The sequence below is a fragment of the Sandaracinobacteroides sp. genome, from assembly GCF_057137845.1.
Genome location: NZ_DBNHFX010000121.1, coordinates 1 through 20,736 on the forward strand (window position 1 = coordinate 1; position 20,736 = coordinate 20,736).

A 20,736-nucleotide genomic window follows, 5' to 3' on the forward strand; every position below is an offset into this window, starting at 1 on the left:
CCCGTTCGAGGCAACCGTCGCCAAGGGCGCGCCCCGGCCCGACATCATCGAAAACATCGACATCGGCGGCCCGTCGATGGTGCGCTCGGCCGCCAAGAACCATGGCTTCGTCGCCTGTGTGACCGACGCCGCCGACTATGCCGGACTGGCCGATGAGCTGGCGGCGGGCGGACTGTCGCTGAATACCCGCCGGCGGCTTGCCGCCAAGGCGTTCCAGGCAACCGCCGCCTATGACGCCGCGATTGCAAGCTGGTTCGCGTTCGCCGACCAGGGCGAAATCTTTCCGGCCGTGCTGCCGGTTGCGGCGCGGCGCGTCGCGGAACTGCGCTACGGCGAAAATCCGCACCAGCAAGCCGCGCTCTATGCGGCGCAGGCGGTGCCGTCGGGCCTTGCAGGCGCCGAACTGGTGCAGGGCAAGGCGCTTTCCTACAATAATATCGGCGACGCCGACGGCGCACTGAACCTGATCGCGGAATTCCGCGACGCCGCGCCGACCGTTGCCATCATCAAGCATGCCAACCCCTGCGGCGTCGCCAGCGCCGCCAGCATCGCCGACGCCTACCGCGCGGCGAAAGCCTGCGACCCTGTCTCGGCCTTTGGCGGCATCATCGCCCTCAATCGCCCGCTCGACGAGGAAACCGCGCGCGTCATCACCGAGCTGTTCACCGAAGTCATCATCGCCCCCGGCGCCGATGAAGCGGCGCGCGCGGTGGTCGCGAAAAAACCCAACCTGCGGCTGCTGCTGGCACCGCTTCCCGATCCGGCGCGGCCCGGTCTGGTGCTGAAAACCGTTTCGGGCGGGTTTCTGGTGCAATCGCGCGACAATCTTCTTGCAGGCGAACTGAAGATCGTGACGAAGCGCCAGCCGACCGCCGCCGAACTGGCCGACATGGCCTTTGCGTGGACGGTGGCGAAGCATGTGAAGTCGAACGCCATCGTCTATGCGAAAGATGGCGCAACCGCCGGCATCGGCGCCGGCCAGATGAGCAGACTCGACAGCGCCCGCATCGCCGCATGGAAAGCGCGCGACGCCGCCGAAGCCGCCGGTTGGGCGGCATCCCGGACGGTCGGCAGCGCGGTCGCTTCGGATGCCTTCTTCCCGTTCGCCGACGGCCTGCTGGCCGCAGCCGATGCGGGCGCGACTGCGGTGATCCAGCCGGGCGGCTCGGTCCGCGACGCGGAAGTGATCGCCGCCGCCGACGAGCGCGGTCTGGCGATGGCCTTCACCGGCCTCAGGCACTTCAACCACTAGGCGCGAACAAGCGGTGCAGTCGCTCCCGCCGAACCTGCGCGCTGCGCTGTGGATGGTGGCGAGCTGTTTTGCCTTCGCCGCCCTCTGGATCATGATCCGGCTGGCGTCGGCGGAACTGCACCCGTTTGCGATTGCGGTCTGGCGCAATCTGGTCGGCCTGCTGTTTCTGCTGCCGATGTGGCTGGCGAACCCCGGCCTCATCCGGTTCAGCCGCTATCGAAACCACCTGCAACGCGCGACATCGGGCGTCATCGCTACGTTCGCCACCTTCTATGCTGTCTCCAGCGCGCCGCTCGCCAATGTGCTGGCGATCAACTACACCGCGCCGTTCTTCGCAACGCTGGGGGCGATGCTGTTCCTGGGCGAAAAGGTGCGCTGGGTGCGCGGTGCGGCGCTGGTCGCGGGGTTCGTCGGCATGCTGATGGTGCTGCGGCCGGGCGCGCTGCCGATGTCGGCCGGCCTCTATGCTGCGATCGTCTCGGCGCTGGCGACGGCCTTTTCCTATCTGGCGATCAAGGCGCTGACAGGCATCGACGACCCGAGGGCGGTTACCTTGTGGACGTTCATCCTGATCACGCCGGTCTCGATACTGCTGGCGCTGCCCTGGTGGTCGTGGCCCAGTGCCGGTCTGCTGCCTGTGCTGGCGGCGCTGGGCGCCTGCGCGGCGATCGGGCAGCTCGGGCTTGCCCGCGCGCTCAGCCTTGCCGACGCGAGCGCCGTCATTCCATTCGATTTCGTACGCTTCTGCCTGATCACGCTGGCGGGCGTGCTGATTTTCGGTGAACGCTACGACATGATGACGCTGGCGGGCGGCGGTGTCATTCTGGTGGCGGGGGTGGTGCTGGCGCTCAGGGAACAGGCGCTGGCAAGGCAGCGTGCACGGGCCGCCGCCGCCGACAGCGGCGATAACGCCGCCGATACCTGACAAGTTTGGCAATGGGCGCGCCGCGCACGCCGCGTAAAGCATCGGTGAAACCCATCCCGCAAGGAGAAGCGAACATGGAACTGCAAGGTCTTTCGGCGGTTGTCACCGGTGGCGCATCGGGGCTTGGCGCTGCAACCGCCCGCAAGCTCGCATCAGAAGGCGTGAAGGTCGCCATCTTCGACATGAACGCCGAGAAGGGCGAAGCAGTCGCCAGCGAAATCGGCGGCGTGTTCTGCCATGTGAACGTCACCGACGACGCATCGGTCGACGCCGGCTTCGCCAAGGCGCGCGCAGCGATCGGGCAGGAACGGATTCTGGTGAACTGCGCCGGCACCGGTAACGCCGCCAAAACGGCCAGCCGTTCCAAGGAGACCGGCGAAATCAAGCATTTCCCGCTGGATGCCTTCAACATGATCATCCAGATCAACCTCGTCGGCACCTTCCGCTGCATCGCCAAATCGGCGGCCGGAATGCTGTCGCTGCCGCCGATCGGTGAATATGGCGAACGTGGCGCCATCGTGAACACGGCGTCGGTCGCCGCCGAGGACGGCCAGATCGGCCAGGCCGCCTATTCCGCCTCGAAGGGCGGCGTCGTCGGCATGACGCTGCCGATCGCCCGCGACCTCGCGTCCGAGGGAATCCGCGTCAACACCATCCTGCCCGGCATTTTCAACACCCCGCTGCTGCAGGGCGCGCCCGACAATGTGAAGGCCGCGCTTGCCGCGTCGGTGCCCTTCCCCAAGCGCCTCGGCGCGCCCGAGGAATATGCGGGCCTTGCCATCGAAATGTGCCGCAACAGCTATTTCAACGGCGAGGACGTGCGCCTCGACGGCGCAATCCGCATGGCGCCGCGCTGATCTATCGCCGGTGCTGCCCCGGCCGTCGCGCCGGGGCGGCATCGGCTCAGCCGGCCATCGCGTCGATCGACCGCGCCATTGCAACATCGCGCGAAGTCAGCCCGCCGGCATCGTGCGTTGTCAGGGCGATCTCCACCCGGTTCCACACGTTCGACCATTCAGGGTGATGGTCGTGCCGTTCGGCATATAGCGCCACCTGCGTCATGAATGCGAAGGCCTGCCCGAAATCGTCGAACCGGAAGCTGCGCCGCAGCACTTCGCCCTCCAGCCGCCAGCCCGGCAGCACGTTCGCCAGCGCATCGCGTTCATCCTGCCCCAGCTTTTTTTCCATCGGCCTTGCCTTTCCTGTGCGTGATCGGGTGATTCCATCCGGCCGCAAGTTGCCCTAATCCGGGCGGATGGCCCTGCACGCCCCCACGCTTCGCGATATCGAACTACTCGCACAGGAGGCAGTCGAGCAACTGCCCGACCTGTTCCGCCGGCATCTCGGCAATGTCGTCCTGAAGATCGAGGATTTCCCCGACGACGAAGTGATGCAGGCGATGGAGCTCGAAAGCCCGTTCGACATCCTCGGTCTCTATTGGGGCCACCATGTCGGCGATCCGGGCGGCGATCTTTCCGGTGCGCTGCCACCGGTCATCTTTCTCTATCGCCGGCCGATTCTCGACGAATGGATGTACGGCGCCGACAGTCTGGAACGGATTGTCACGCACGTTCTCGTGCATGAAGTCGGACATCACTTCGGCCTGTCCGACGATGACATGGAGGCAATCGAAGCAGGGCTGGACTGATCGGGCCGCAGTTTTTAAACCCGGCAAGGATTGGGAAAGGATCACAGCATGCGCGCAATCGTCACCGGGCTTCTGCTGGCCACCGCCACGCCATCGATGGCCGCCGACGCCAAGGCACTGGCACAGGCGATCGACGCCGACTGGAAGGCCCACCTCGCCACCCTGTTCGACTGGTTCCACCGCAACCCGGAACTCAGCTTCGTCGAAACCAATACCGCAAAGCGCATGGCCGCCGAACTGCGCGCAGTGCCGGGCATGCAGGTGACGGAAAATGTCGGCGGCACCGGCGTCGTCGGCGTGCTGAAGAACGGCCCCGGCCCTGTGATCCTGCTGCGCGCCGACATGGACGGCCTGCCGGTCGAGGAAAAGTCCGGCCTCGCCAATGCGTCGAAAGTCCGCCAGAAAGACCGCAGCGGAATCGAGCAGCCGGTCATGCACGCCTGCGGCCACGACACCCACATGACCGGCCTCATCTCGACGGCGCGGCAGCTTGCAGCCCGCAAGGCCGACTGGGCGGGCACCGTCATCTTCATCGGCCAGCCTGCCGAAGAAATCGTCGGCGGCGCCAAGGCGATGATGCAGGACGGCCTCTACAAGCGGTTCGGCACACCGGACTATGTGCTGGGGTGGCACGTGGGCGCCGGAATGCCCACCGGCACCGTGAACGTCGCCGAAGGTGTCACCTATTCCGCCGCCGACACCATCGACATCGTGGTGCCGGGCGTCGGCACGCATGGCGCAAGCCCGCATCTGGGCAAGGATCCGGTGTTCATCGCCTCCGACATCGTGCAGGGCCTGCAAGGGATCATCGGCCGCGAGATCTCGCCGCTGAAGCCTGCGGTCATCACCGTCGGCGCGTTCCATTCCGGCTCGAAGCACAACATCATCTCGGACAAGGCGGAACTGTCGGTCACGGTGCGCTCGGACGACCTTGAAACCCGCAACGCGCTGATGGCCGCCATCAAGCGGCTGGCGGCGGGCGTCGGCGCGAAATGGGGCCTGCCCGCCGACCGGATGCCGACCGTCCACATCCGCGAGGACGAACGCGCGTTGCCCAACATCAACGACAGCGAACTGACCCGCCGCATCCGCACCAGCCTGTCACGCGATTTCGGCCCGGCCATATTGTGGGACGTCCCGCGCGACGGCATGGGCTCGGAAGATTTCCCGTTCCTCGTCGAAGGCGGGGCAAAGGGCCTTTATTACAACGTCGGCGGAACTCCGAAGGCCGACCTCGACGCAGCGAAGGCCGGCGGGCCGCCGGTTGCCGGCCACCACTCACCGCTGTTCAAGGTCGATGGTGAAGGCGCTGTGAAAACCGGCTCTGCCACCTTGACGGCCGCCGTGCTGGAACTGCTGGCAAAACCGAAATCCTGAAAGCCCGGCTGACGCTGCGGCGTCAGTCGCGCAGGCGCAGGATCAGGCTTTGGCTCGCGGTTGCGATCAGTTCGCCGCTTTCGGCGAATATGTGCATGCGGCCGTGGGCGAAGCCGTTGGCGATGCCGTGAATCTGCACGTCGCACAGCAGCCAGCCGGTTTTCACCATGCGGTGGAACCGGATTGAATTATCAAGGCTGTTGCCGCCTGCTTCCCGCCCCAGCGCCACCCCGACGCCCGAGGGAACATAATCGGCGACGACGGCGACGAAACCCGCGTCGATTGCGTAATCCGACCCCAGCAGTTCGGGGTTGGGCCGCGCCCACATCACCACATGCCCATCGCCCGGCACGCCTTGCCCGTGCGGGGCGTTGCCGCGCCGCGGGCCATGCATGAACCCTTTCGCCACACGAAACTCGATACGGCTGTGGATGTCGTCGGGATGGCGGCCTTGCCACAGTTCGCGGGGGCGGCACTCTGCCGGGGGCGGCACTTGCGGCGCCAGCGTCCACTGGCCGCCCGCATCCACATCGCGGCGGCCCAGCGCCGCCGCCACGCTCAGCACTTCGCGGCTGCCGACCGTCGCGCTGACACGAGCCTGGCTTACCTGGTGGCCGCGCACCCGTTCGTCGACCGCAAACGTGACCGTCTCTCCGGGGCGGGCATAGCTTTCATACTGCGCCGTCGCCCAGACGACGGGACGTCCCGTCACCTGCTCAAGTGCGCGCAGGCTGGCGCCAAGGCCGACGCCGCCGAACATGAACAGATTGTCGGGTGGGCCAACGGCGATCCGTGGCGCAATGTCGAGGGTGAAACTGGTCGGCGAGGCAGGCTTGAGATCGATCCACATGACCGATGTTCCTATCGGCCCTGCCACGGTTTGGCACCCCGATGTTGAGAGAGGGGGCAGAGGTTCAGCGGTTGGCGGCAGGCACCCAGAGGATGTCACCCTCGCCGCCGGTTTCCGCGCGGTTGGCGTGGCGCGCCATCACGAACAGATGATCCGATAGGCGGTTCAGATAGGCGATCGCCACCGGGTTCACCGCCTGCGTGGCGGCGGCCGTCACAGCCTCGCGCTCGGCACGGCGGACGATGGTGCGGGCCATGTGCAGGTGCGCGGAAAGCGGCGTTCCGCCCGGCAGGATGAAGCTTTTCAGATGCGCCAGATCGGCGTTCATGTGGTCGATCTCGGCCTCCAGCCGGTCGACCTGCGATTGCACCGCACGCAGCGGCGGCCATTCCGGCTGCGGCGCGCCGGGGCGGAAATCCTCGCCGGGGGTTGCAACGTCGGCGCCTACGTCGAACAGGTCGTTCTGGATGCGCGATATCATCGCCAGCGCGGCATCCTTGGCATACAGGCGCGCGATCCCCAGGCAGGAATTCGCCTCGTCGATGGTGCCATATGTCGCGACACGTACATGGTCTTTCGCCACCCGGTCCTGTCCGACGAGACCGGTCGTGCCGTCGTCTCCGGTGCGGGTATAGATCTTGTTCAGCCTGACCATCAGCCCCCCGACACGCTGCGGCCGCCGATGACGAACAGAATGATGACGATGGTGATCGCCTGCAAGATCACCCGCGCCGTCATCAGCCGGTTCGACCGGACGCCGGTTATGTCCTTGCCGCGCGCCATGTTGATGATGCCCTGCGCCAGAACCCACACCGTGGCTGCGGCGCCCAGCATGACTAGAAAGAGCAGACCCGATTGCATAAGCCTTTTCTAGCAGCCGCCCTGCTGAACGCCAGACTTCATTTCACAGGAAAACAAAGGTCTGGCCCGTCGGGCGGCAGGTTCGCCAGCCGCGCCGCAAGCGTCACGCCATCGACCCCGCGTTCACGCAGGGTCGCCAGCGTTTCAGCAGAATCGCGCTTGGCGAGACGGCGGCCATCGGCGGCCAGCAACAGCCGGTGATGATGATAGCGCGGCGCCGGATAGCCCAGCAGTTCCTGCAACAGTCGCTGGGTCGGCGTTGCGTCCACAAGATCGCGCCCGCGGACGACATCCGTCACCTGCTGGAAGGCATCATCGACGACCGCCGCCAGCATATAGCCGACACCGATGTCGCGCCGGGCAAGCACCACGTCGCCTGCAACCAGCGGATCGGCCGCCCGCGCGCCCGATGTGCCTTCGGTATAGTTCAGCGGGCCGGTGACAGCGAGCGCGCGCCGGGCGTTCAGGCGGATTGCGTGCGGTGCTTCCGCTGCCCGTTCGGCGGCGAGGCTTGCCGGAATATCGCGGCAGGTGCCGGGATATGCGGCCGCCATCCCATGTGGCGCAGTGGCGGCTGCGGCAATGTCGGCGCGGGTGCAGAAACAGGGGTAGGTCAGGCCCATCGCCTGCAATTCGGCAAGGGCGCCCGCGTGCGCCTCGCGGCGGGTGGATTGCAGCAGCACCGCCCCGTCCGGGACAAGCCCCAGCCAGCCGAGATCGTCGGCGATGGCGGCAGCGAACGCCGACCTGCATCGGCCACTGTCGATGTCCTCGATGCGGACGAGCCATCTGCCACCTGCCGCCGCAAGCCGCCGGCCCAGCACCGCCGAATAGCCGTGCCCCAGATGCAGCAACCCGGTCGGCGATGGCGCGAAACGGGTCACGATGGGCATTGTGCGAAATATCTCCGCCAGAGAGGACAATATCTGGTGCCATCTTGGCAGCGCCATACTGCCTCTGGTATCAGGGACGCCGACTGACGAGCAGGCGTGATTCCGCCCTGCCTGAAGTGCGACAGGGATGGTTGGCACACAAGCCCGCTTCACGAAAGGGGGGCATGGCCATGTATCATCCGAACGTCCTTGATGGCAGGCCGCACGAATCGCCGGTGCATACCGACGCCTGCCCGGCGCTGGTGCTGAACGCCGACTATACTCCGCTCAGCTATTATCCGCTGTCGCTCTGGTCGTGGCAGGATGCGGTGAAAGCCTGCTTCCTCGAACGGGTCGATGTGGTCGCCTGTTATGAACGGGAAATCCACGCCCCCAGCTTCGCCATGCGGCTGCCTTCGGTGGTGGCGCTGCGATCCTATGTGAAGCCGACGGCAAACCCCGCCTTCACCCGCTTCAACCTGTTCCTGCGCGACCGCTTTTCCTGCCAATATTGCGGCGACACGCACGAACTTACCTTCGATCATGTGGTGCCGCGATCGCAGGGCGGGCGCACCACATGGGCCAACGTGACCACCGCCTGTGCGCCCTGCAACCTGAAAAAGGGCGGGCGCACGCCGACGCAGGCGCATATGCACCTGCACCAGCCGCCGTTCCGGCCGACGGCGCACCATCTGCATGAAAACGGTCGCGCCTTCCCGCCGCATCACTGCCACGAGAGCTGGCGCGACTATCTTTACTGGAACGTCGAGCTGGAAGCCTGAACGCGCCGTAGGGCGCGCGGGTGGATCAGCCGACGATTTCTTCCGGGCGGAAGAAGAAGGCGATCTCGGTCGCTGCGTTCTCGTCGGAATCGGAACCATGCACCGAATTGGCTTCGATCGATTCGGCGAGTTCGCGGCGGATGGTGCCGGGTTCGGCGTTTTCCGGGTTGGTTGCGCCCATCACCCGGCGATTTGCGGCGACCGCGTCCTCACCCTCGAGCACCTGCACCACCACCGGGCCGGACATCATGAACGCCACGAGATCGTTGAAGAAGGGTCGTTCGCGATGCACGCCGTAAAAGCCTTCGGCCTGTTCTTTGGTCATGCGGATACGCTTCGAGGCGACGACGCGCAGGCCCGCGCCTTCCAGCATCGCCGTCACCTTGCCGGTGATGTTGCGGCGGGTGGCATCGGGCTTGATGATCGAGAAAGTGCGGCTGACGGCCATGTGTCGTGTCCTGAAAAAGGGGGAAGAAAAGTGCGGCGCGCTTTAGCGAAACGCGCTGCACCGCACAAGAGCGCCCGCCGCATTGCGTGTCTGCGCGCCAGAGGTCCTGTAAGCCGGGTTCTGTGAGGGTTTTCACCCCCGGCGACCATTCCTCTTGGATGCGTGTCGCCACGCACCTCCAGCAACCAACCCGCGCGGCTCGGCCGGATCAGGCCTGGCCCTGCCCGAAAGCAGAAGCCGCGCCGCGCCTATTCGGTCTTGCTCCCGGTGGGGTTTGCCCTGCCACGCCTGTTACCAGACGCGCGGTGCGCTCTTGCCGCACCCTTTCGACCTTGCCGCCAGCGTGAAACGCCCGGGCGGCGGTCTGCTTTCTGTGGCACTTTCCCTGGGGTCGCCCCCGGCGGGCGTTACCCGCCACCGTCGATCCGTGGAGCCCGGACTTTCCTCGAACCCGAAAAACGGACCCGCGGTCGCCCGGACCTCTGGCACGAATGTTTCTTGTGCAGCTGGGGACAAAAGGTCAAGCTGCATGCCGCAATCGCAAGGGAAAACCGCAATGGCCGACGACCAGACCAAGCCGAACAGCTTCGACATGAACCGGCCGACCATCATCTGTCTGCTGTATCTGGGCGGCTTCCTGACCGGCATATCGGCGCTGATCGGCCTGATTGTCGCCTATATCTGGAAGGGGGAACCGCACGACGAATGGATGGCAAGCCATTTCGCATTCCACATCCGCAGCTTCTGGATCGGCGTCGTCTGGACGGTGATCGCCGTCATCGGCACGATCGTGACGCTTGGCCTGCTGGCGTGGGTGCTGTTCCCGCTGGTGTCGATCTGGTTTCTGGTGCGCACGATCAAGGCGCTGGTTGCCGCCCAGCACGAACGGCCCATCCCGAATCCGGAAACCTGGCTGGTCTGAGCCGCCGCCGGGTGCCGATCAGCGGCCGGTCTGGCCCCGGTGCATCAGTTTCGCATCGGCCAGCACCAGCGCCATCATCGCTTCGGCCACCGGCGCCGCCCGAATCCCTACGCACGGGTCGTGGCGGCCTTTCGTCACCACTTCGGTTGCCTCGCCGTCGCGCGTGATTGTTTCAACCGGCGTCAGGATCGAACTGGTGGGTTTCAGCGCAAGGCGCGCAACCACCGGCTGCCCGGTAGAGATGCCGCCCGCCACCCCGCCCGCATGGTTCGACAGGAACAGCGGCTGGCCATCCGGGCCGGGGCGCATGCGATCGGCGTTTTCCTCGCCGCGCAGGCGGGCCGCTGCGAAACCGTCGCCGATTTCCACCCCCTTCACCGCATTGACCGACATCATCGCCGCCGCAAGCTGACCATCCAGCTTGTGGTAGATCGGCGCCCCCCAGCCGGCCGGCACGCCATCGGCAACCACCTCGACCACGGCGCCCAGCGAGGAACCCGCCTTTCGCGCGGCATCGAGCATCACTTCCCAGCGCGTGGCGGCGGCGGCATCGGGGCAGAAGAAGGGGTTGCGGTCGATTTCCGCGATGTCAAAGCTGTTGCGGTCGATCCGGTCTCCGCCAAGTTCCACCAGATAGCCGCGAATGCTGATCGCATCGCCCAGCACCACCCGCGCGACGGCACCCGCCGCCACGCGCGCCGCCGTTTCCCGCGCCGACGAGCGCCCGCCGCCGCGCGGATCGCGCAGGCCGTATTTTGCGTCATAGGCATAGTCGGCGTGACCAGGCCGGTATTTCTGCGCGACTTCGGAATAATCCTTCGACCGCTGATCGGTATTGCGAATCAGCAGGCTGATCGGTGTGCCGGTGGTGCGCCCTTCATACACGCCCGACAGGATTTCGACGGTATCCGGTTCCTGCCGCTGTGTGGTGAAGCGCGATTGCCCCGGCCGCCGCCGGTCGAGAAACGGCTGGATCAGCGCCTCGGACAGCAGCAGCCCCGGCGGACATCCATCGACGACCGCACCAAGCGCAGGCCCGTGCGATTCGCCCCAGGTGGTGAAACGGAAAAGGTGGCCAAAGCTGTTGTACGACATGGCAAAGCCGAATGGCCGACCCCTGCGCCTTTGGCAATCACTTCGGTGCGGCATGCGTTTTGCACGATGCGGGGTTGACAATCCAGTAAAAATAAGAATTTTTGGTAGCAACGACAAAACAAGAATAAGAAAGTTCGTTCATGCGTGCAGTTGTAGCAATATCCGCAGCAGCTTTGGCTGCCGTTCCCGCCCACGCGCAAGATGGTTATGTCATGAGCGTGACGCAGTCCAAACGAGCGTCAGCCCCTGTGGCCAAGGGGCACTATACCGCGCCTACGCCCGCTGCCGCGCAATCCTTGGTTCCTGCACCAGTACAAGAACCCGCTGCACAACAGTTGGTGAGCGCTACCCTGTTGCAGGGAACGGCCGTTTACACGACCACCGAGCGTGAAGTCTCGTCAAAGGTTGCCCGCGTCGGCGACCGGATTCCGCTCAGGGTTGCTGAAGATGTCGTCGTTGATGGCGTGACCGTCATTCGTGCCGGAACACCTGGCACCGGTGAAGTAACGCGAATCGACAAGAAGGGAATGTTCGGCAAATCAGGCAAGATCGAAGCAAGGGTGCTGTCCGTTCGCGTCGGGAAGCACAGCATCAGCCTGACCGGAACCGCAAACGACGAAGGCTCGGGCGGCACCGCAGGCGTCGTCGCCGCTGCGCTGTTGCTGTGGCCCGTCGCGCCGTTCGTGACAGGCAAAAGCGCCACCCTTCCGCCCGGCACCCGCATGACAGGCTGGGTCGAGAGCGACGTGCCGATGCTGGTGCGCCCTCCTGCAACCCAACAGGCAATCGTCGTCAACTGAGGCCCCAACGGCAGTGTCATCGAGGAAGGGCGCCATGGCTATTCCCCGTCCGTTCATAACACTCGTTTGCGTCGGATTATTCTGGACACCATCCGCGTCGGCACAATCGGCCTATGTCCTCGAATTTCGCGATGGCAGCCTTGTGGATGCGCGCTCGGTCGACAACATCACCGGGCCGGTGGAGCCGGTAGACAGTGACATTGTCGACAGCGCGCGGGCAGCGTCCCGCGAATGGTCATCCTCCCGCGAATTGCGCCCCGGATTCCCTAGTCCGAAGGGAGCGACAGCAGCAGCGGAATGGTCATCCTCCAACGAATGGCCCCCCAGATTCGGCTCGTGCGCAGAGGCAGAGGCGGCGGGCTACGGGTCCATGCGGTTTGGAAAGGCAGGATACCGACCGGGGCTGGACGCAGACAATGACGGCATCGCCTGCGAGCCATATCCGGGGCGCATTTTCCGCTGAACGTCAGGGCCAGGAACGTCAGGCCAGCGCGATATCCGGCGCGTCTTCGGCTTTCATGCCGACCACATGATAGCCGCCATCAACGTGCAGGTTTTCGCCCGTGGTGCCCGACGCCAGATCCGATAGCAGATAGGCTGCGGCACCGCCCACATCTTCCAGCGTGGTGTTGCGCTTCAGCGGCGCGTTCAGTTCGTTCCACTTCAGGATGTAGCGGAAGTCGCCGATGCCGCTGGCGGCCAGCGTTTTCGCAGGGCCGGCCGAAATGGCGTTCACGCGGATCGCCCGGCGCCCGAAATCGACGGCCAGATATTTCACGCTGGCTTCCAGCGCGGCCTTCGCCACCCCCATCACATTGTAATGCGGCACCACCTTTTCGGCGCCATAATAGGTAAGCGTCAGCATCGAGCCGCCGTCGTTCATCATGGCGGCTGCGCGGCGGGCGGCAGCGGTAAAGCTGTAAACGGAAATATCCATCGACATCAGAAAGTTGGCGCGGCTGGTGTCGGCATAAGGGCCGCGCAGTTCGTTCTTGTCGGAAAAGCCGATGGCATGAACCAGAAAATCGATCTTCGGCCATTCGCGGGCGAGGCCAGCGAACAGCGCATCGAGCGATTCGTCGGATGCAACATCGCAATCGAACAGGCGGGATGAACCAAGCGATTCCGCCAGCGGGCGCACCCGCTTTTCCAGCGCTTCGCCCTGATAGCTGAACGCGAGTTCCGCACCTTCGGCCGCCAGCTTCTGCGCGATGCCCCAGGCAAGCGAACGATCATTGGCGACGCCCATGACCAGCCCGCGCTTCCCCTTCATCAGACCCATCATCGTCTCCGTCTTGTGGTCGGCCTGCCTCTAACGGTTTTCATTGGCCACGGGAACCGGGCATGCAATCCTTGTCGGCCAGGGCCGCATTCAGTTCCACCCCCAACACCAGCGCGAAACCGACAGCATAAAAGAACAAAAGCGCCAGCATCACCCCCGAAAGTGCCCCATAGGTAAGGCCGAAGTGGCTGAAGGTGGAAAAAGTCGGACCGATCAGCAACGACGCCAGCGCCCAGACGATGGTTGTCACCAGTGCGCCGGGCCAGGTGGCGTCCTTGCGAAAAGCAGGCGGCGTAAGAAGCTTCAGCAGCGCCCAGAGCGACAGAAACAGCACCAGGGGCGACAACAGGCGCGACCAGTCGATCCAGCCGGGCAGTTCCATCGCCTGCGGCAGCAGCCGCTCGACCTGGTGCACCACCACCACCATCACCACCTGCAACAGGAAGGTGGCCAGCGCCAGCAGGATCGCAACCAGCGTGCCCGCAAGCGACTGCAACCGATATTCAAGGAAATGGCGTTCCGGTTCCACACCAAGGGCGCGATGGGTGATGTCGCGCAGCGTTTCCAGAAATGTGGTGACGGTCCACAGTGCAACCGCGCCGCCGATCCACAGCAGATTGCCGGTGCGCGCTTTCAGCACTTCGTCGATCACGGGCACGAACAGGGCGGCGATATTGTCGGGCAGTGCCCGCAACACGCCTTCGATCGCATAGCGCCCGGCGTCGGTCTGGCCGAAAGCCACCGTAACGGCGGTGATCAGGATGCTGAGCGGCAGCAGCGTCACCAGACTGAGGTAGGCGATGTTGCCCGCGTGGATGTAGCCGTCGCGAAGCGAGCGCCCGACGACCCGGCGCAGAATCGCAATCGCGCGCGGCCAGCGCCGGGCAAGGCCAAACCAGCCCCCGGCCGGCGCCTCCGCCGTCATCCCGCCTTCACCCGGCCGCGCAGGAAATCGGCAAGGCCGGTGTCGGCGGCAGGCACATCCACCAGCACGCGCGCCAGCAGGTTGCCACGGCTGCCGTCTGGAAGCGTCCAGCCACGGCCCTTGATCCGCATCACCTTGCCGGAACCCGTGCCGGGGGCAACCGCAAGCTCGACGTCGCCGTCGGGGGTGGGCACGCGCTGACGGCCGCCCAGCACTGCCGTTTCCAGCGGAATCAGGATTTCGGTGCGGATGTCGTCGTGGTCGCGGGTGAAGCGGCTGTCGGGCTGGATGGCGATGGTGACGATCGCGTCGCCCGGCCCGGCAGGCCCGGCGGCGCCCTTGCCGGCCAGCCTGAGCTTGCGCCCGTCCTCTACGCCGCGCGGAATGCTCAGGTCGATGGTCTTGCCGTCCTGCAAGGTCAGCCTGACCGTCCGCGCAAGCGCAGCATCGGCGAACGGCACCGACAGCCGATACCCCACATCCGCGCCCCGCGCCGGAGGCTGCCGGAAGCCGCCACGGCCACCACGCGCACCCCGCCCGCCGAACAGTTGCGAGAACAGGTCGTCGGCCTCTCCGGCGAAGTCGAAGTCGAAACCGCCCGCCTGCGCGCCCGCGCCGGGGCGGGCGCCCGGATGCGCACCACGAAAGCCGCCGCCCGGATGAAAGCCGCCACCCTGAAAACCGGTGAATTTCGGATTTCCCTGTTCGTCGATTTCGCCGCGATCATAGGCGCCACGGCGCTTGTCGTCGGAAAGGATGTCATAGGCCGCCGTGACCTGCTTGAAGCGTTCGGCGGCAGCCTTGTCGTCCTTGTTCTTGTCGGGGTGGTGCTGCTTGGCCAGCTTTCGATAGGCGCGCTTGATCGCGGCCGCGTCGGCAGTGCGCGGAACACCCAGAACGGAATAGAGGTCGGCCATCAGTCGCGCACCACCTGTTGCATAAATGTCACAGAGGATATAGTCCGCCCCGGTGGATGGGGCAAGTCCGGCATTGCAAGGGCCGGGTTGGCGTCCTAACCGCTACGCCATGCAAGACCCTTTTCGGCAGTTTGAGGCCTGGTTCGCCGAGGCGCAAGTGCATGAAGTGAACGATGCCAACGCCTGCGCGCTGGCGACGGCGGAAATCGGGCCGGATGGCCGGCCCCGGCCCGATGTCAGGATCGTGCTGCTGAAAGCGGTCGAGGACGGCGGCTTCGTGTTCTTCACCAACCACCAAAGCGCCAAGGGCAGGCAGTTGCAGGCGGCGGGCCATGCCGCGCTCGATTTTCACTGGAAGAGCATGCGGCGGCAGGTGCGCGTGCGCGGGCCGGTGGCGCACATCGGCGCTGCGGCAAGCGACGCCTATTTCGCAACCCGCCCGCGCGAAAGCCGGTTGTCGGCCTGGGCGTCGCTGCAATCGCAGCCGCTCGACCACCGCTCGACATTCGAAGCCCGGCTGGCGGACATGGCGGCGCGCTATCCGGGCGAAGTGCCGCGCCCGCCGCACTGGGGCGGCTGGCGGCTCAGCCCCGAGGAAATCGAGTTCTGGGAGGACCGCCCCGGCCGCCAGCATGTGCGCGAGCTGTTCACCAAAGATGCCGGCGGCTGGGCGCTGACGCTGCTCTATCCCTGATCAGCCCGGCGGCGCAAAAACCGGCCTGCTGCCGAAGAAGGCGGCAACATTCTTCTGCGCTTCGCGCGAAAGGTGCAGCCCCAGTTTGGTGCGTCGCCAAAGCACATCCTCGGCGGTGACGGCCCATTCATGGTCGCGCATATGTTGCAGCTCGGCCTCGAACACGCCGCCCAGATTGGCGCCCAGCCCGGCATCCAGCAGGGCTTCGGCACGGGTGCCGAACACCCGCCCCATCCGATCGAGGATCGCCGGATCATAGTTCGCATGGCGCGCCTTGGCTTCGGCAAGCCAGTGGGCATAGTCCTGATGGGCGGTGCCGGTGATGCGCGGCATGTCTCCGCCGGGAAGGGTGGCGTCGTGTGTCCATGCCTTGCTGTCGGGGAACAAGCGGGCCAGCACCGCTTCGGCCAGCCGCCTGCTGGTGGTGATCTTGCCGCCGACGACCGTCATCGCCTGCGCGCCTTCGTGCAGCACCAGCCGCCAGTCACGCGTGGTTTCGCGCGCGTCCTTGCCTTCCTCCAGCACCAGTGGCCGTATGCCGGCATAGCGGTGCACGATGTCGCGCGGCCCAAGCGGGCGGGCGAGGCTGCGGTTCACCGCCGCCAGCAGATAGGCTTCCTCGGCCGGTGTGATGAACGCGCCGCCGGGTTCGGCAACCGGGGTTTCGGTGGTGCCGATCAGGCTGAACGTGCCTTCATAGGGAATGACGAAGATGATCCGCCCATCGGGCTGTTGCAGCGTCCAGGCGTCGTTGGTGCGGTTCACCTTGCGGGTGATGATGTGCGCGCCCTGCACCAGCGACAGGCGCGGCGGTTCGGCGATACCCAGCAGCTTGCCGGCGACATCCTGCGCCCAGGGGCCGGTGCAGTTCAGCAGCCAGCGCGCGCGATAGCGCCGCCCGCGCGACGAAGTGACTTCCCAGCCATCCCCGGTGCGCCGGGCAAGGATCGCCGCCTCGCGCGGACGGATATCGGCGCCGCGCGCGGCTGCATCCTGCGCATAGAGGATCACCAGCCGGGCATCGTCGATCGTGCCATCCCAATAGCGGAACGCGCGGGTAAGGCTGCGCACGAACGCCGGGCCGGCTGCATCCTGCTGCAAATCAACCGCTTCAGAGTTCGGCACCTCGCGGTGGCGGGCGAGATGATCGTACAGGAACAGGCCCGCGCGGATCATCCATGCCGGGCGCAGATGCGCTTCCAGCGGCAGCAGAAACGCCTGCGGCCCGGATATGTGCGGCGCCGAACGCAGGATCACCTCGCGCTCGGCGAGCGCTTTCCGCACCAGCGCGAACTCGTAAAACTCGAGATAGCGCAAGCCGCCATGCACCATCTTGCTGGATTGAGACGACGTCGCCCCGGCCAGATCGCCGCGTTCCAGCAGCGCAACCTTCAGGCCGCGCCCGGCGGCATCGCGGGCAACCGCCGTGCCGTTCACGCCGCCACCGATCACCAGCAGGTCCAGCAGATCATCGGGTGTCGGTGCAGCAGAGGCCATACAGGCCGTCCTAGCCCGTTGCCGCCGCCCATGAAAGGGCGCTGGCAGAAGCAGCAGGGCGCGGGCCTCGGCCAGTTCGGCTAGAGCAGCGACAGGGCGGGCGCGTCGCCTGCTCTGCATCGTGCACCTAGTCGAAGGCGTAACCTTTCATGGCGACCAATGTCATCATTCCGGCCGATCTGTGGGACGAGGACGACCCCTCGGGCGCGCAGGTGATCTGGCTTCTGGACGACGGCGCGATGGTCGAAGCCGGTGACATGATTGCGGAAATCCTGGTCGAAAAAGTCACACTAGAGCTGGAGGCGCCGGCATCCGGCAGGCTCAGGCGCCTGGTCGAGGCCGAAAGCGTCGTCAATCGCGGAGACCGGGTGGCGCTGATCGAACAGCCGTAGCAGCGGCCCGACCCGTCGCAACCCGGCTTGCCGGATGCGGGGCGCTTCGCGATGCTTCGTGCACGAACGGGGCGCAATGCCGCTTACCGCCAAGGGGAAACGAACAATGCTGAAACCGATGACGACGCTCGTGCTGGCCCTGCTCTCGACGGCGGCCGTCGCGCAGGCGCAGCCCGCCACGGCCCCGGCGGCGGCCACCCTGCCCGCCGCACCGGCGTTCGTGCTCGATGCGCTGCCCTATGCGTTCGACGCGCTGGCGCCTGTCATCGACGCCGAAACCATGGAGCTGCACTGGGGCAGGCACCACCGCGCCTATGTCGACAATCTGAACAAGGCGGTCGCTGCCGATCCGGCGCTGGCCGGGCTGTCGCTGGAGCAGATCCTGCAACGGGTATCGACCCTTCCCAAGACCGTGCGCGACAATGGCGGCGGCCATTGGAACCACCGCTTTTTCTGGGGCCTGATGGCGCCCGAGGGCAAGCGCGGCGCGCCATCGGCAGCGCTTCTGGCGGCGATCAACCGTGATTTCGGCAGCCTCGACAAGTTCAAGGCAAGCTTCCAGCAGGCCGGCGCCAGCCAGTTCGGCTCGGGCTGGGCGTGGCTCATCGTCGCAGCAGACGGCAAACTCGTCGTCACCTCGACCGCGAACCAGGACAATCCGCTGATGGATCTGGCCCCGGTCAAGGGGCAGCCGATCCTCGGCAACGACGTCTGGGAACATGCCTATTACCTGAGCTACCGCAACCGGCGGGGCGAATATCTGGCGAAATGGTGGGACGTGGTGAACTGGGGCCATGTGAACGAATTGTACCAGGACGCGGTCGCCCGCCGCTGAGCCCCCTCCAAAAGAGGAGGATTCACGGCTTTTCTGCAACCGGATAGCATGGTTAACGCCGGACAAAGATCCGGGTTTCCTCAACCCGGGGAGGCGTGAATGAACATTGGGCGCACATTTTTTCCGGCGGGGTTGCCGTCGGCGTTGGTTACACTGGCTCTGCTGCTGCCGGCGGCTGCCGCTGCACAGGTCGGCCCGGCGATCGCGGAACCCGGCCTCGTGCCGGAACCCGCAACATGGACGATGATGATCACCGGCTTCGGCCTCGTCGGGCTGGGGCTGCGTCGCAGCGCGCGAAAGCAGCCCTCCGAACCGGCCCGGCTCAGCCCTCCAGCGTCGCCTTCAGGGCCGCCATCGATTCCCGGTGCGTAAGATCAAGGTGCAACGGCGTCACTGACACAAAGCCGTCGCGCATCGCCTCGAGGTCGGTCTGGTGCGCGGGCGTATCCACCTCGCGGCCATAGCCGAACCAGAAATAGGGAAAGCCGCGCGGATCGGTGCGCGCGTCGATGCGGATATGGCCATAGTCACGGAAGCCCTGTTCGGTGACGCGCGCGCCGACGGGTTTCTCGACCGGCGGGAAGTTGATGTTGACCAGCACGCCGTCGCCCCAGTCGGCCTCGGCGACCTTGCGGATGATGTCCGCGCCGATCGCCTCGGCGGCAGCGAAGCTTTCCCTGCCGTTGGTATAGTCGGCCATCGCCTGTGAAAGCGCGATCGAACGGATCCCGGCAAGCGTCCCCTCCATCGCGGCGGAAACCGTGCCGGAATAGGTCAGGTCCTCGGCCAGATTCGGCCCGCGATTGACGCCCGACAGGATCAGGTCGGGGCGCAAGTCGCCCATCAGGTGCCCCAGCGCCATCATCACGCTGTCGGTCGGCGTTCCGCCCACAGCATAGCGGCGCGGCCCGAGTTCGCGCACCCGGATCGGCCGCGTGAGGGTCAGGCTGTGCCCGGCGCCGGACTGTTCCTCGGCGGGCGCCACGAACCACAGATCGTCGGACAGTTGCCGGGCAATCCGTTCCAGCGCGGCGAACCCCGGCGCGTGAATCCCGTCATCGTTGGTCAGCAGAATACGCATCACGCCCCCGGCACCAGTGTTGCAACGCCGCCCATATAGGGCACCAGCGGCAACGGCACGCGCACGCTGCCGTCCGGCTGCTGGCCGTTTTCGAGAACGGCAACCAGCGTCCGCCCGACAGCTAGCCCCGACCCGTTCAGCGTATGCAGATGCGCTGTGCCCTTTTCGCCGCGCACCCGAAAGCGCGCGTCCATCCGCCGGGCCTGAAACGCGTCGCAGTTCGAAACCGACGAAATCTCGCGGTAGGCGGCGGCGCCGGGCAGCCAGACCTCGAGGTCGAAGGTCTTGCGGGCGCAAAAGCCCATGTCGCCGGCGCACAGCAGCATCCGCCGATAGGGCAGTTCCAGCGCTTCCAGAATTGCTTCCGCCGCCAGCACCATGCGCTCGTGCTCGGCCTCGGATTGTTCCGGGTGGCAGATCGTCACCAGCTCGACCTTTTCGAACTGGTGCTGGCGGATCAGCCCGCGCGTGTCGCGGCCGGCGGCGCCCGCCTCGCTGCGAAAGCAGGGCGTCAGCGCGGTCATGCGCAGCGGCAGTGCGTCGCTCTCCAGTGTGACACCGTTCACGAGGTTGGTCAGGCTCACCTCGGCGGTCGGGATCAGCCAGCGGCCGTCCGTCGTGCGGAACAGGTCGTCGGCGAACTTCGGCAACTGCCCGGTGCCGAACGCTGCCTCGTCGCGCACCAGCAGCGGCACCACGGTTTCGCGCCAGCCCGCCGCCACCTGCCGGTCCAGCATGAACTGCCCCAGTGCGCGATGCAGCCGCGCAAGCTGGCCTTCCAGCACCATGAACCGGCTGCCGGCCAACCGGATCGACCCTTCGGCATTCCAGCCGAGCCGTGCTGCAAGCTGATCATGCTCGACACCTCGCGCTTCTGCCTTGCCCCAGCGCTTCACTTCGGTGTTGCCGGTTTCATCGGTGCCATCGGGCACATCAGCGGCCGGCAGGTTGGGTATGGCGGCAGCCAGCGCCGACACTTCGGCCTGCAACGCGCGTTCGCGTTCCTCGGCGGCGGTAATGTCGTCTTTCAGGGTGGCGACTTCGGCCATCAGTGCATCGGCGCGTGCTTCGTCGCGCGATGCCTTTGCGGCGCCGATCGCTTTCGACGCCTCGTTCCGGCGGGCAAGCAGCGCCTGCAGCGAAGTCTGCTCGGCACGAAGCGCCGCATCGGCCTGCAGGATGGCGCCGGATGCGTTGGCGATGCCGCGACGCGCGAGTGCCGCGTCAAATGCGGACGGGTCCGCGCGAAGGGCCTTCAGATCATGCATGGCCGAAGCCTAT

Annotated in this window: 26 protein-coding genes and 1 other RNA gene; 13 read left to right on the forward strand and 14 right to left on the reverse strand. The window is 66.0% G+C overall.

Annotated elements, in window-relative coordinates:
* The 3 genes from purH to AC16JP_RS06520 form a co-directional block, all read left to right on the forward strand.
* Window positions 1-1,252: bifunctional phosphoribosylaminoimidazolecarboxamide formyltransferase/IMP cyclohydrolase (purH, locus tag AC16JP_RS06510; RefSeq protein WP_484339795.1), on the forward strand; the 1,252-nt coding region annotated here is incomplete at its 5' end.
* A gap of 13 nt (window positions 1,253-1,265) precedes the next feature.
* Complete coding sequence (locus AC16JP_RS06515; RefSeq protein ID WP_484339796.1) at window positions 1,266-2,177, forward strand: DMT family transporter; 912 nt, start codon at window positions 1,266-1,268, stop codon at window positions 2,175-2,177.
* A gap of 74 nt (window positions 2,178-2,251) precedes the next feature.
* Entirely contained in the window at window positions 2,252-3,034 is a 783-nt protein-coding gene (locus tag AC16JP_RS06520) for an SDR family NAD(P)-dependent oxidoreductase (RefSeq protein WP_484339797.1), read from the forward strand.
* A gap of 46 nt (window positions 3,035-3,080) precedes the next feature.
* Here the strand turns inward: AC16JP_RS06520 and AC16JP_RS06525 are convergent, their stop codons facing one another.
* Window positions 3,081-3,365 carry a 4a-hydroxytetrahydrobiopterin dehydratase gene (locus AC16JP_RS06525; RefSeq protein WP_484339798.1) on the reverse strand — a complete coding sequence of 95 codons (285 nt, stop codon included), beginning with the start codon at window positions 3,363-3,365 and terminating at the stop codon, window positions 3,081-3,083.
* 67 nt (window positions 3,366-3,432) lie between these two features.
* Here AC16JP_RS06525 and AC16JP_RS06530 point away from each other — a divergent pair, with 67 nt between their 5' ends.
* Both AC16JP_RS06530 and AC16JP_RS06535 read left to right on the forward strand, forming a co-directional pair.
* Window positions 3,433-3,825: a metallopeptidase family protein gene (locus AC16JP_RS06530; protein ID WP_484339799.1), complete on the forward strand. Its 393-nt coding sequence runs from the start codon at window positions 3,433-3,435 to the stop codon at window positions 3,823-3,825.
* Between the two features lie 48 nt (window positions 3,826-3,873).
* Complete coding sequence (locus tag AC16JP_RS06535; protein ID WP_484339800.1) at window positions 3,874-5,202, forward strand: amidohydrolase; 1,329 nt, start codon at window positions 3,874-3,876, stop codon at window positions 5,200-5,202.
* A gap of 22 nt (window positions 5,203-5,224) precedes the next feature.
* Here the strand turns inward: AC16JP_RS06535 and AC16JP_RS06540 are convergent, their stop codons facing one another.
* The 4 genes from AC16JP_RS06540 to gluQRS all read right to left on the reverse strand — a co-directional run bounded on the left by AC16JP_RS06540 (window position 5,225) and on the right by gluQRS (window position 7,806).
* Complete coding sequence (locus tag AC16JP_RS06540) at window positions 5,225-6,052, reverse strand: acyl-CoA thioesterase (protein ID WP_484339801.1); 828 nt, start codon at window positions 6,050-6,052, stop codon at window positions 5,225-5,227.
* A gap of 64 nt (window positions 6,053-6,116) precedes the next feature.
* A complete protein-coding gene (locus AC16JP_RS06545; RefSeq protein ID WP_484339802.1) occupies window positions 6,117-6,707 on the reverse strand; it encodes a cob(I)yrinic acid a,c-diamide adenosyltransferase in 591 nt (196 codons plus the stop codon).
* On the reverse strand, window positions 6,707-6,913 hold the full coding sequence (locus AC16JP_RS06550; RefSeq protein WP_484339803.1) for a twin transmembrane helix small protein: 207 nt from the start codon (window positions 6,911-6,913) through the stop codon (window positions 6,707-6,709). The genes AC16JP_RS06545 and AC16JP_RS06550 overlap by 1 nt, the downstream gene beginning before the upstream one ends.
* A gap of 38 nt (window positions 6,914-6,951) precedes the next feature.
* Entirely contained in the window at window positions 6,952-7,806 is an 855-nt protein-coding gene (gene gluQRS, locus AC16JP_RS06555) for a tRNA glutamyl-Q(34) synthetase GluQRS (RefSeq protein ID WP_484339804.1), read from the reverse strand.
* Between the two features lie 170 nt (window positions 7,807-7,976).
* On the opposite strand from gluQRS, the gene AC16JP_RS06560 reads away from it, so the two are divergent.
* Window positions 7,977-8,567 carry an HNH endonuclease gene (locus tag AC16JP_RS06560; protein ID WP_484339827.1) on the forward strand — a complete coding sequence of 197 codons (591 nt, stop codon included), beginning with the start codon at window positions 7,977-7,979 and terminating at the stop codon, window positions 8,565-8,567.
* A 25-nt stretch (window positions 8,568-8,592) separates the two neighbouring features.
* Here AC16JP_RS06560 and ndk read toward each other — a convergent pair whose 3' ends face one another.
* Window positions 8,593-9,015, reverse strand: coding sequence for a nucleoside-diphosphate kinase (ndk, locus tag AC16JP_RS06565; RefSeq protein WP_484339805.1), 423 nt, complete (start codon window positions 9,013-9,015; stop codon window positions 8,593-8,595).
* 93 nt (window positions 9,016-9,108) lie between these two features.
* An RNA gene (gene rnpB / locus AC16JP_RS06570) (RNase P RNA component class A) lies at window positions 9,109-9,501 on the reverse strand.
* 70 nt (window positions 9,502-9,571) lie between these two features.
* Between rnpB and AC16JP_RS06575 the strand changes: the two genes are divergently transcribed.
* Entirely contained in the window at window positions 9,572-9,937 is a 366-nt protein-coding gene (locus AC16JP_RS06575) for a DUF4870 family protein (protein WP_484339806.1), read from the forward strand.
* Window positions 9,938-9,955: 18 nt separating this feature from the next.
* Here AC16JP_RS06575 and aroC read toward each other — a convergent pair whose 3' ends face one another.
* On the reverse strand, window positions 9,956-11,032 hold the full coding sequence (aroC, locus tag AC16JP_RS06580) for a chorismate synthase (protein WP_484339807.1): 1,077 nt from the start codon (window positions 11,030-11,032) through the stop codon (window positions 9,956-9,958).
* Window positions 11,033-11,370: 338 nt separating this feature from the next.
* On the opposite strand from aroC, the gene AC16JP_RS06585 reads away from it, so the two are divergent.
* Both AC16JP_RS06585 and AC16JP_RS06590 read left to right on the forward strand, forming a co-directional pair.
* Window positions 11,371-11,832: a hypothetical protein gene (locus AC16JP_RS06585; protein ID WP_484339808.1), complete on the forward strand. Its 462-nt coding sequence runs from the start codon at window positions 11,371-11,373 to the stop codon at window positions 11,830-11,832.
* Between the two features lie 34 nt (window positions 11,833-11,866).
* The gene (locus AC16JP_RS06590) at window positions 11,867-12,295 is read left to right on the forward strand and encodes an excalibur calcium-binding domain-containing protein (RefSeq protein ID WP_484339809.1); all 429 of its coding nucleotides are present in this window, start codon (window positions 11,867-11,869) and stop codon (window positions 12,293-12,295) included.
* Window positions 12,296-12,313: 18 nt separating this feature from the next.
* Here the strand turns inward: AC16JP_RS06590 and fabI are convergent, their stop codons facing one another.
* Genes fabI through AC16JP_RS06605 form a run of 3 tightly spaced genes read right to left on the reverse strand, consistent with a single transcriptional unit; the run spans window position 12,314 to window position 14,956 of the window.
* Window positions 12,314-13,117: an enoyl-ACP reductase FabI gene (fabI, locus tag AC16JP_RS06595; protein ID WP_484339810.1), complete on the reverse strand. Its 804-nt coding sequence runs from the start codon at window positions 13,115-13,117 to the stop codon at window positions 12,314-12,316.
* Window positions 13,118-13,154: 37 nt separating this feature from the next.
* Window positions 13,155-14,039 (reverse strand): YihY/virulence factor BrkB family protein, encoded by an 885-nt coding sequence (locus tag AC16JP_RS06600; protein WP_484339811.1) that lies wholly within the window; start codon window positions 14,037-14,039, stop codon window positions 13,155-13,157.
* On the reverse strand, window positions 14,036-14,956 hold the full coding sequence (locus AC16JP_RS06605; protein WP_484339812.1) for a DnaJ C-terminal domain-containing protein: 921 nt from the start codon (window positions 14,954-14,956) through the stop codon (window positions 14,036-14,038). Before AC16JP_RS06605 ends, AC16JP_RS06600 begins: the two co-directional genes overlap by 4 nt.
* 109 nt (window positions 14,957-15,065) lie before the next feature.
* Here AC16JP_RS06605 and pdxH point away from each other — a divergent pair, with 109 nt between their 5' ends.
* Complete coding sequence (pdxH, locus tag AC16JP_RS06610; protein WP_484339813.1) at window positions 15,066-15,650, forward strand: pyridoxamine 5'-phosphate oxidase; 585 nt, start codon at window positions 15,066-15,068, stop codon at window positions 15,648-15,650.
* On the opposite strand, the gene glpD is transcribed toward pdxH, so the two are convergent.
* Window positions 15,651-17,147, reverse strand: coding sequence for a glycerol-3-phosphate dehydrogenase (glpD, locus tag AC16JP_RS06615; protein ID WP_484339814.1), 1,497 nt, complete (start codon window positions 17,145-17,147; stop codon window positions 15,651-15,653).
* 149 nt (window positions 17,148-17,296) lie between these two features.
* Between glpD and AC16JP_RS06620 the strand changes: the two genes are divergently transcribed.
* From AC16JP_RS06620 to AC16JP_RS06630, 3 genes are all read left to right on the forward strand, one after another.
* Window positions 17,297-17,539 (forward strand): lipoyl domain-containing protein, encoded by a 243-nt coding sequence (locus AC16JP_RS06620; protein WP_484339815.1) that lies wholly within the window; start codon window positions 17,297-17,299, stop codon window positions 17,537-17,539.
* A 106-nt stretch (window positions 17,540-17,645) separates the two neighbouring features.
* On the forward strand, window positions 17,646-18,374 hold the full coding sequence (locus AC16JP_RS06625; protein WP_484339816.1) for a superoxide dismutase: 729 nt from the start codon (window positions 17,646-17,648) through the stop codon (window positions 18,372-18,374).
* Between the two features lie 99 nt (window positions 18,375-18,473).
* Complete coding sequence (locus AC16JP_RS06630) at window positions 18,474-18,746, forward strand: PEPxxWA-CTERM sorting domain-containing protein (RefSeq protein ID WP_484339817.1); 273 nt, start codon at window positions 18,474-18,476, stop codon at window positions 18,744-18,746.
* On the opposite strand, the gene surE is transcribed toward AC16JP_RS06630, so the two are convergent.
* A complete protein-coding gene (gene surE / locus AC16JP_RS06635) occupies window positions 18,697-19,455 on the reverse strand; it encodes a 5'/3'-nucleotidase SurE (protein ID WP_484339818.1) in 759 nt (252 codons plus the stop codon). The genes AC16JP_RS06630 and surE overlap by 50 nt on opposite strands.
* Complete coding sequence (serS, locus tag AC16JP_RS06640) at window positions 19,455-20,723, reverse strand: serine--tRNA ligase (protein ID WP_484339819.1); 1,269 nt, start codon at window positions 20,721-20,723, stop codon at window positions 19,455-19,457. Before serS ends, surE begins: the two co-directional genes overlap by 1 nt.
* Window positions 20,724-20,736 lie beyond the last annotated feature (13 nt).

Coding starts and splice junctions, on each gene's coding strand:
- AC16JP_RS06520 (WP_484339797.1), top strand. CDS start 2,252: ATGGAACTGCAAGGTCTTTCGGCGGTTGTCACCGGTGGCGCATCGGGG.
- AC16JP_RS06525 (WP_484339798.1), bottom strand. CDS start 3,365: ATGGAAAAAAAGCTGGGGCAGGATGAACGCGATGCGCTGGCGAACGTG.
- AC16JP_RS06530 (WP_484339799.1), top strand. CDS start 3,433: ATGGCCCTGCACGCCCCCACGCTTCGCGATATCGAACTACTCGCACAG.
- AC16JP_RS06535 (WP_484339800.1), top strand. CDS start 3,874: ATGCGCGCAATCGTCACCGGGCTTCTGCTGGCCACCGCCACGCCATCG.
- AC16JP_RS06540 (WP_484339801.1), bottom strand. CDS start 6,052: ATGTGGATCGATCTCAAGCCTGCCTCGCCGACCAGTTTCACCCTCGAC.
- AC16JP_RS06545 (WP_484339802.1), bottom strand. CDS start 6,707: ATGGTCAGGCTGAACAAGATCTATACCCGCACCGGAGACGACGGCACG.
- AC16JP_RS06550 (WP_484339803.1), bottom strand. CDS start 6,913: ATGCAATCGGGTCTGCTCTTTCTAGTCATGCTGGGCGCCGCAGCCACG.
- gluQRS (WP_484339804.1), bottom strand. CDS start 7,806: ATGCCCATCGTGACCCGTTTCGCGCCATCGCCGACCGGGTTGCTGCAT.
- AC16JP_RS06560 (WP_484339827.1), top strand. CDS start 7,977: ATGTATCATCCGAACGTCCTTGATGGCAGGCCGCACGAATCGCCGGTG.
- ndk (WP_484339805.1), bottom strand. CDS start 9,015: ATGGCCGTCAGCCGCACTTTCTCGATCATCAAGCCCGATGCCACCCGC.
- AC16JP_RS06575 (WP_484339806.1), top strand. CDS start 9,572: ATGGCCGACGACCAGACCAAGCCGAACAGCTTCGACATGAACCGGCCG.
- aroC (WP_484339807.1), bottom strand. CDS start 11,032: ATGTCGTACAACAGCTTTGGCCACCTTTTCCGTTTCACCACCTGGGGC.
- AC16JP_RS06590 (WP_484339809.1), top strand. CDS start 11,867: ATGGCTATTCCCCGTCCGTTCATAACACTCGTTTGCGTCGGATTATTC.
- fabI (WP_484339810.1), bottom strand. CDS start 13,117: ATGATGGGTCTGATGAAGGGGAAGCGCGGGCTGGTCATGGGCGTCGCC.
- AC16JP_RS06600 (WP_484339811.1), bottom strand. CDS start 14,039: ATGACGGCGGAGGCGCCGGCCGGGGGCTGGTTTGGCCTTGCCCGGCGC.
- AC16JP_RS06605 (WP_484339812.1), bottom strand. CDS start 14,956: ATGGCCGACCTCTATTCCGTTCTGGGTGTTCCGCGCACTGCCGACGCG.
- pdxH (WP_484339813.1), top strand. CDS start 15,066: ATGCAAGACCCTTTTCGGCAGTTTGAGGCCTGGTTCGCCGAGGCGCAA.
- glpD (WP_484339814.1), bottom strand. CDS start 17,147: ATGGCCTCTGCTGCACCGACACCCGATGATCTGCTGGACCTGCTGGTG.
- AC16JP_RS06620 (WP_484339815.1), top strand. CDS start 17,297: ATGGCGACCAATGTCATCATTCCGGCCGATCTGTGGGACGAGGACGAC.
- AC16JP_RS06625 (WP_484339816.1), top strand. CDS start 17,646: ATGCTGAAACCGATGACGACGCTCGTGCTGGCCCTGCTCTCGACGGCG.
- AC16JP_RS06630 (WP_484339817.1), top strand. CDS start 18,474: ATGAACATTGGGCGCACATTTTTTCCGGCGGGGTTGCCGTCGGCGTTG.
- surE (WP_484339818.1), bottom strand. CDS start 19,455: ATGCGTATTCTGCTGACCAACGATGACGGGATTCACGCGCCGGGGTTC.
- serS (WP_484339819.1), bottom strand. CDS start 20,723: ATGCATGATCTGAAGGCCCTTCGCGCGGACCCGTCCGCATTTGACGCG.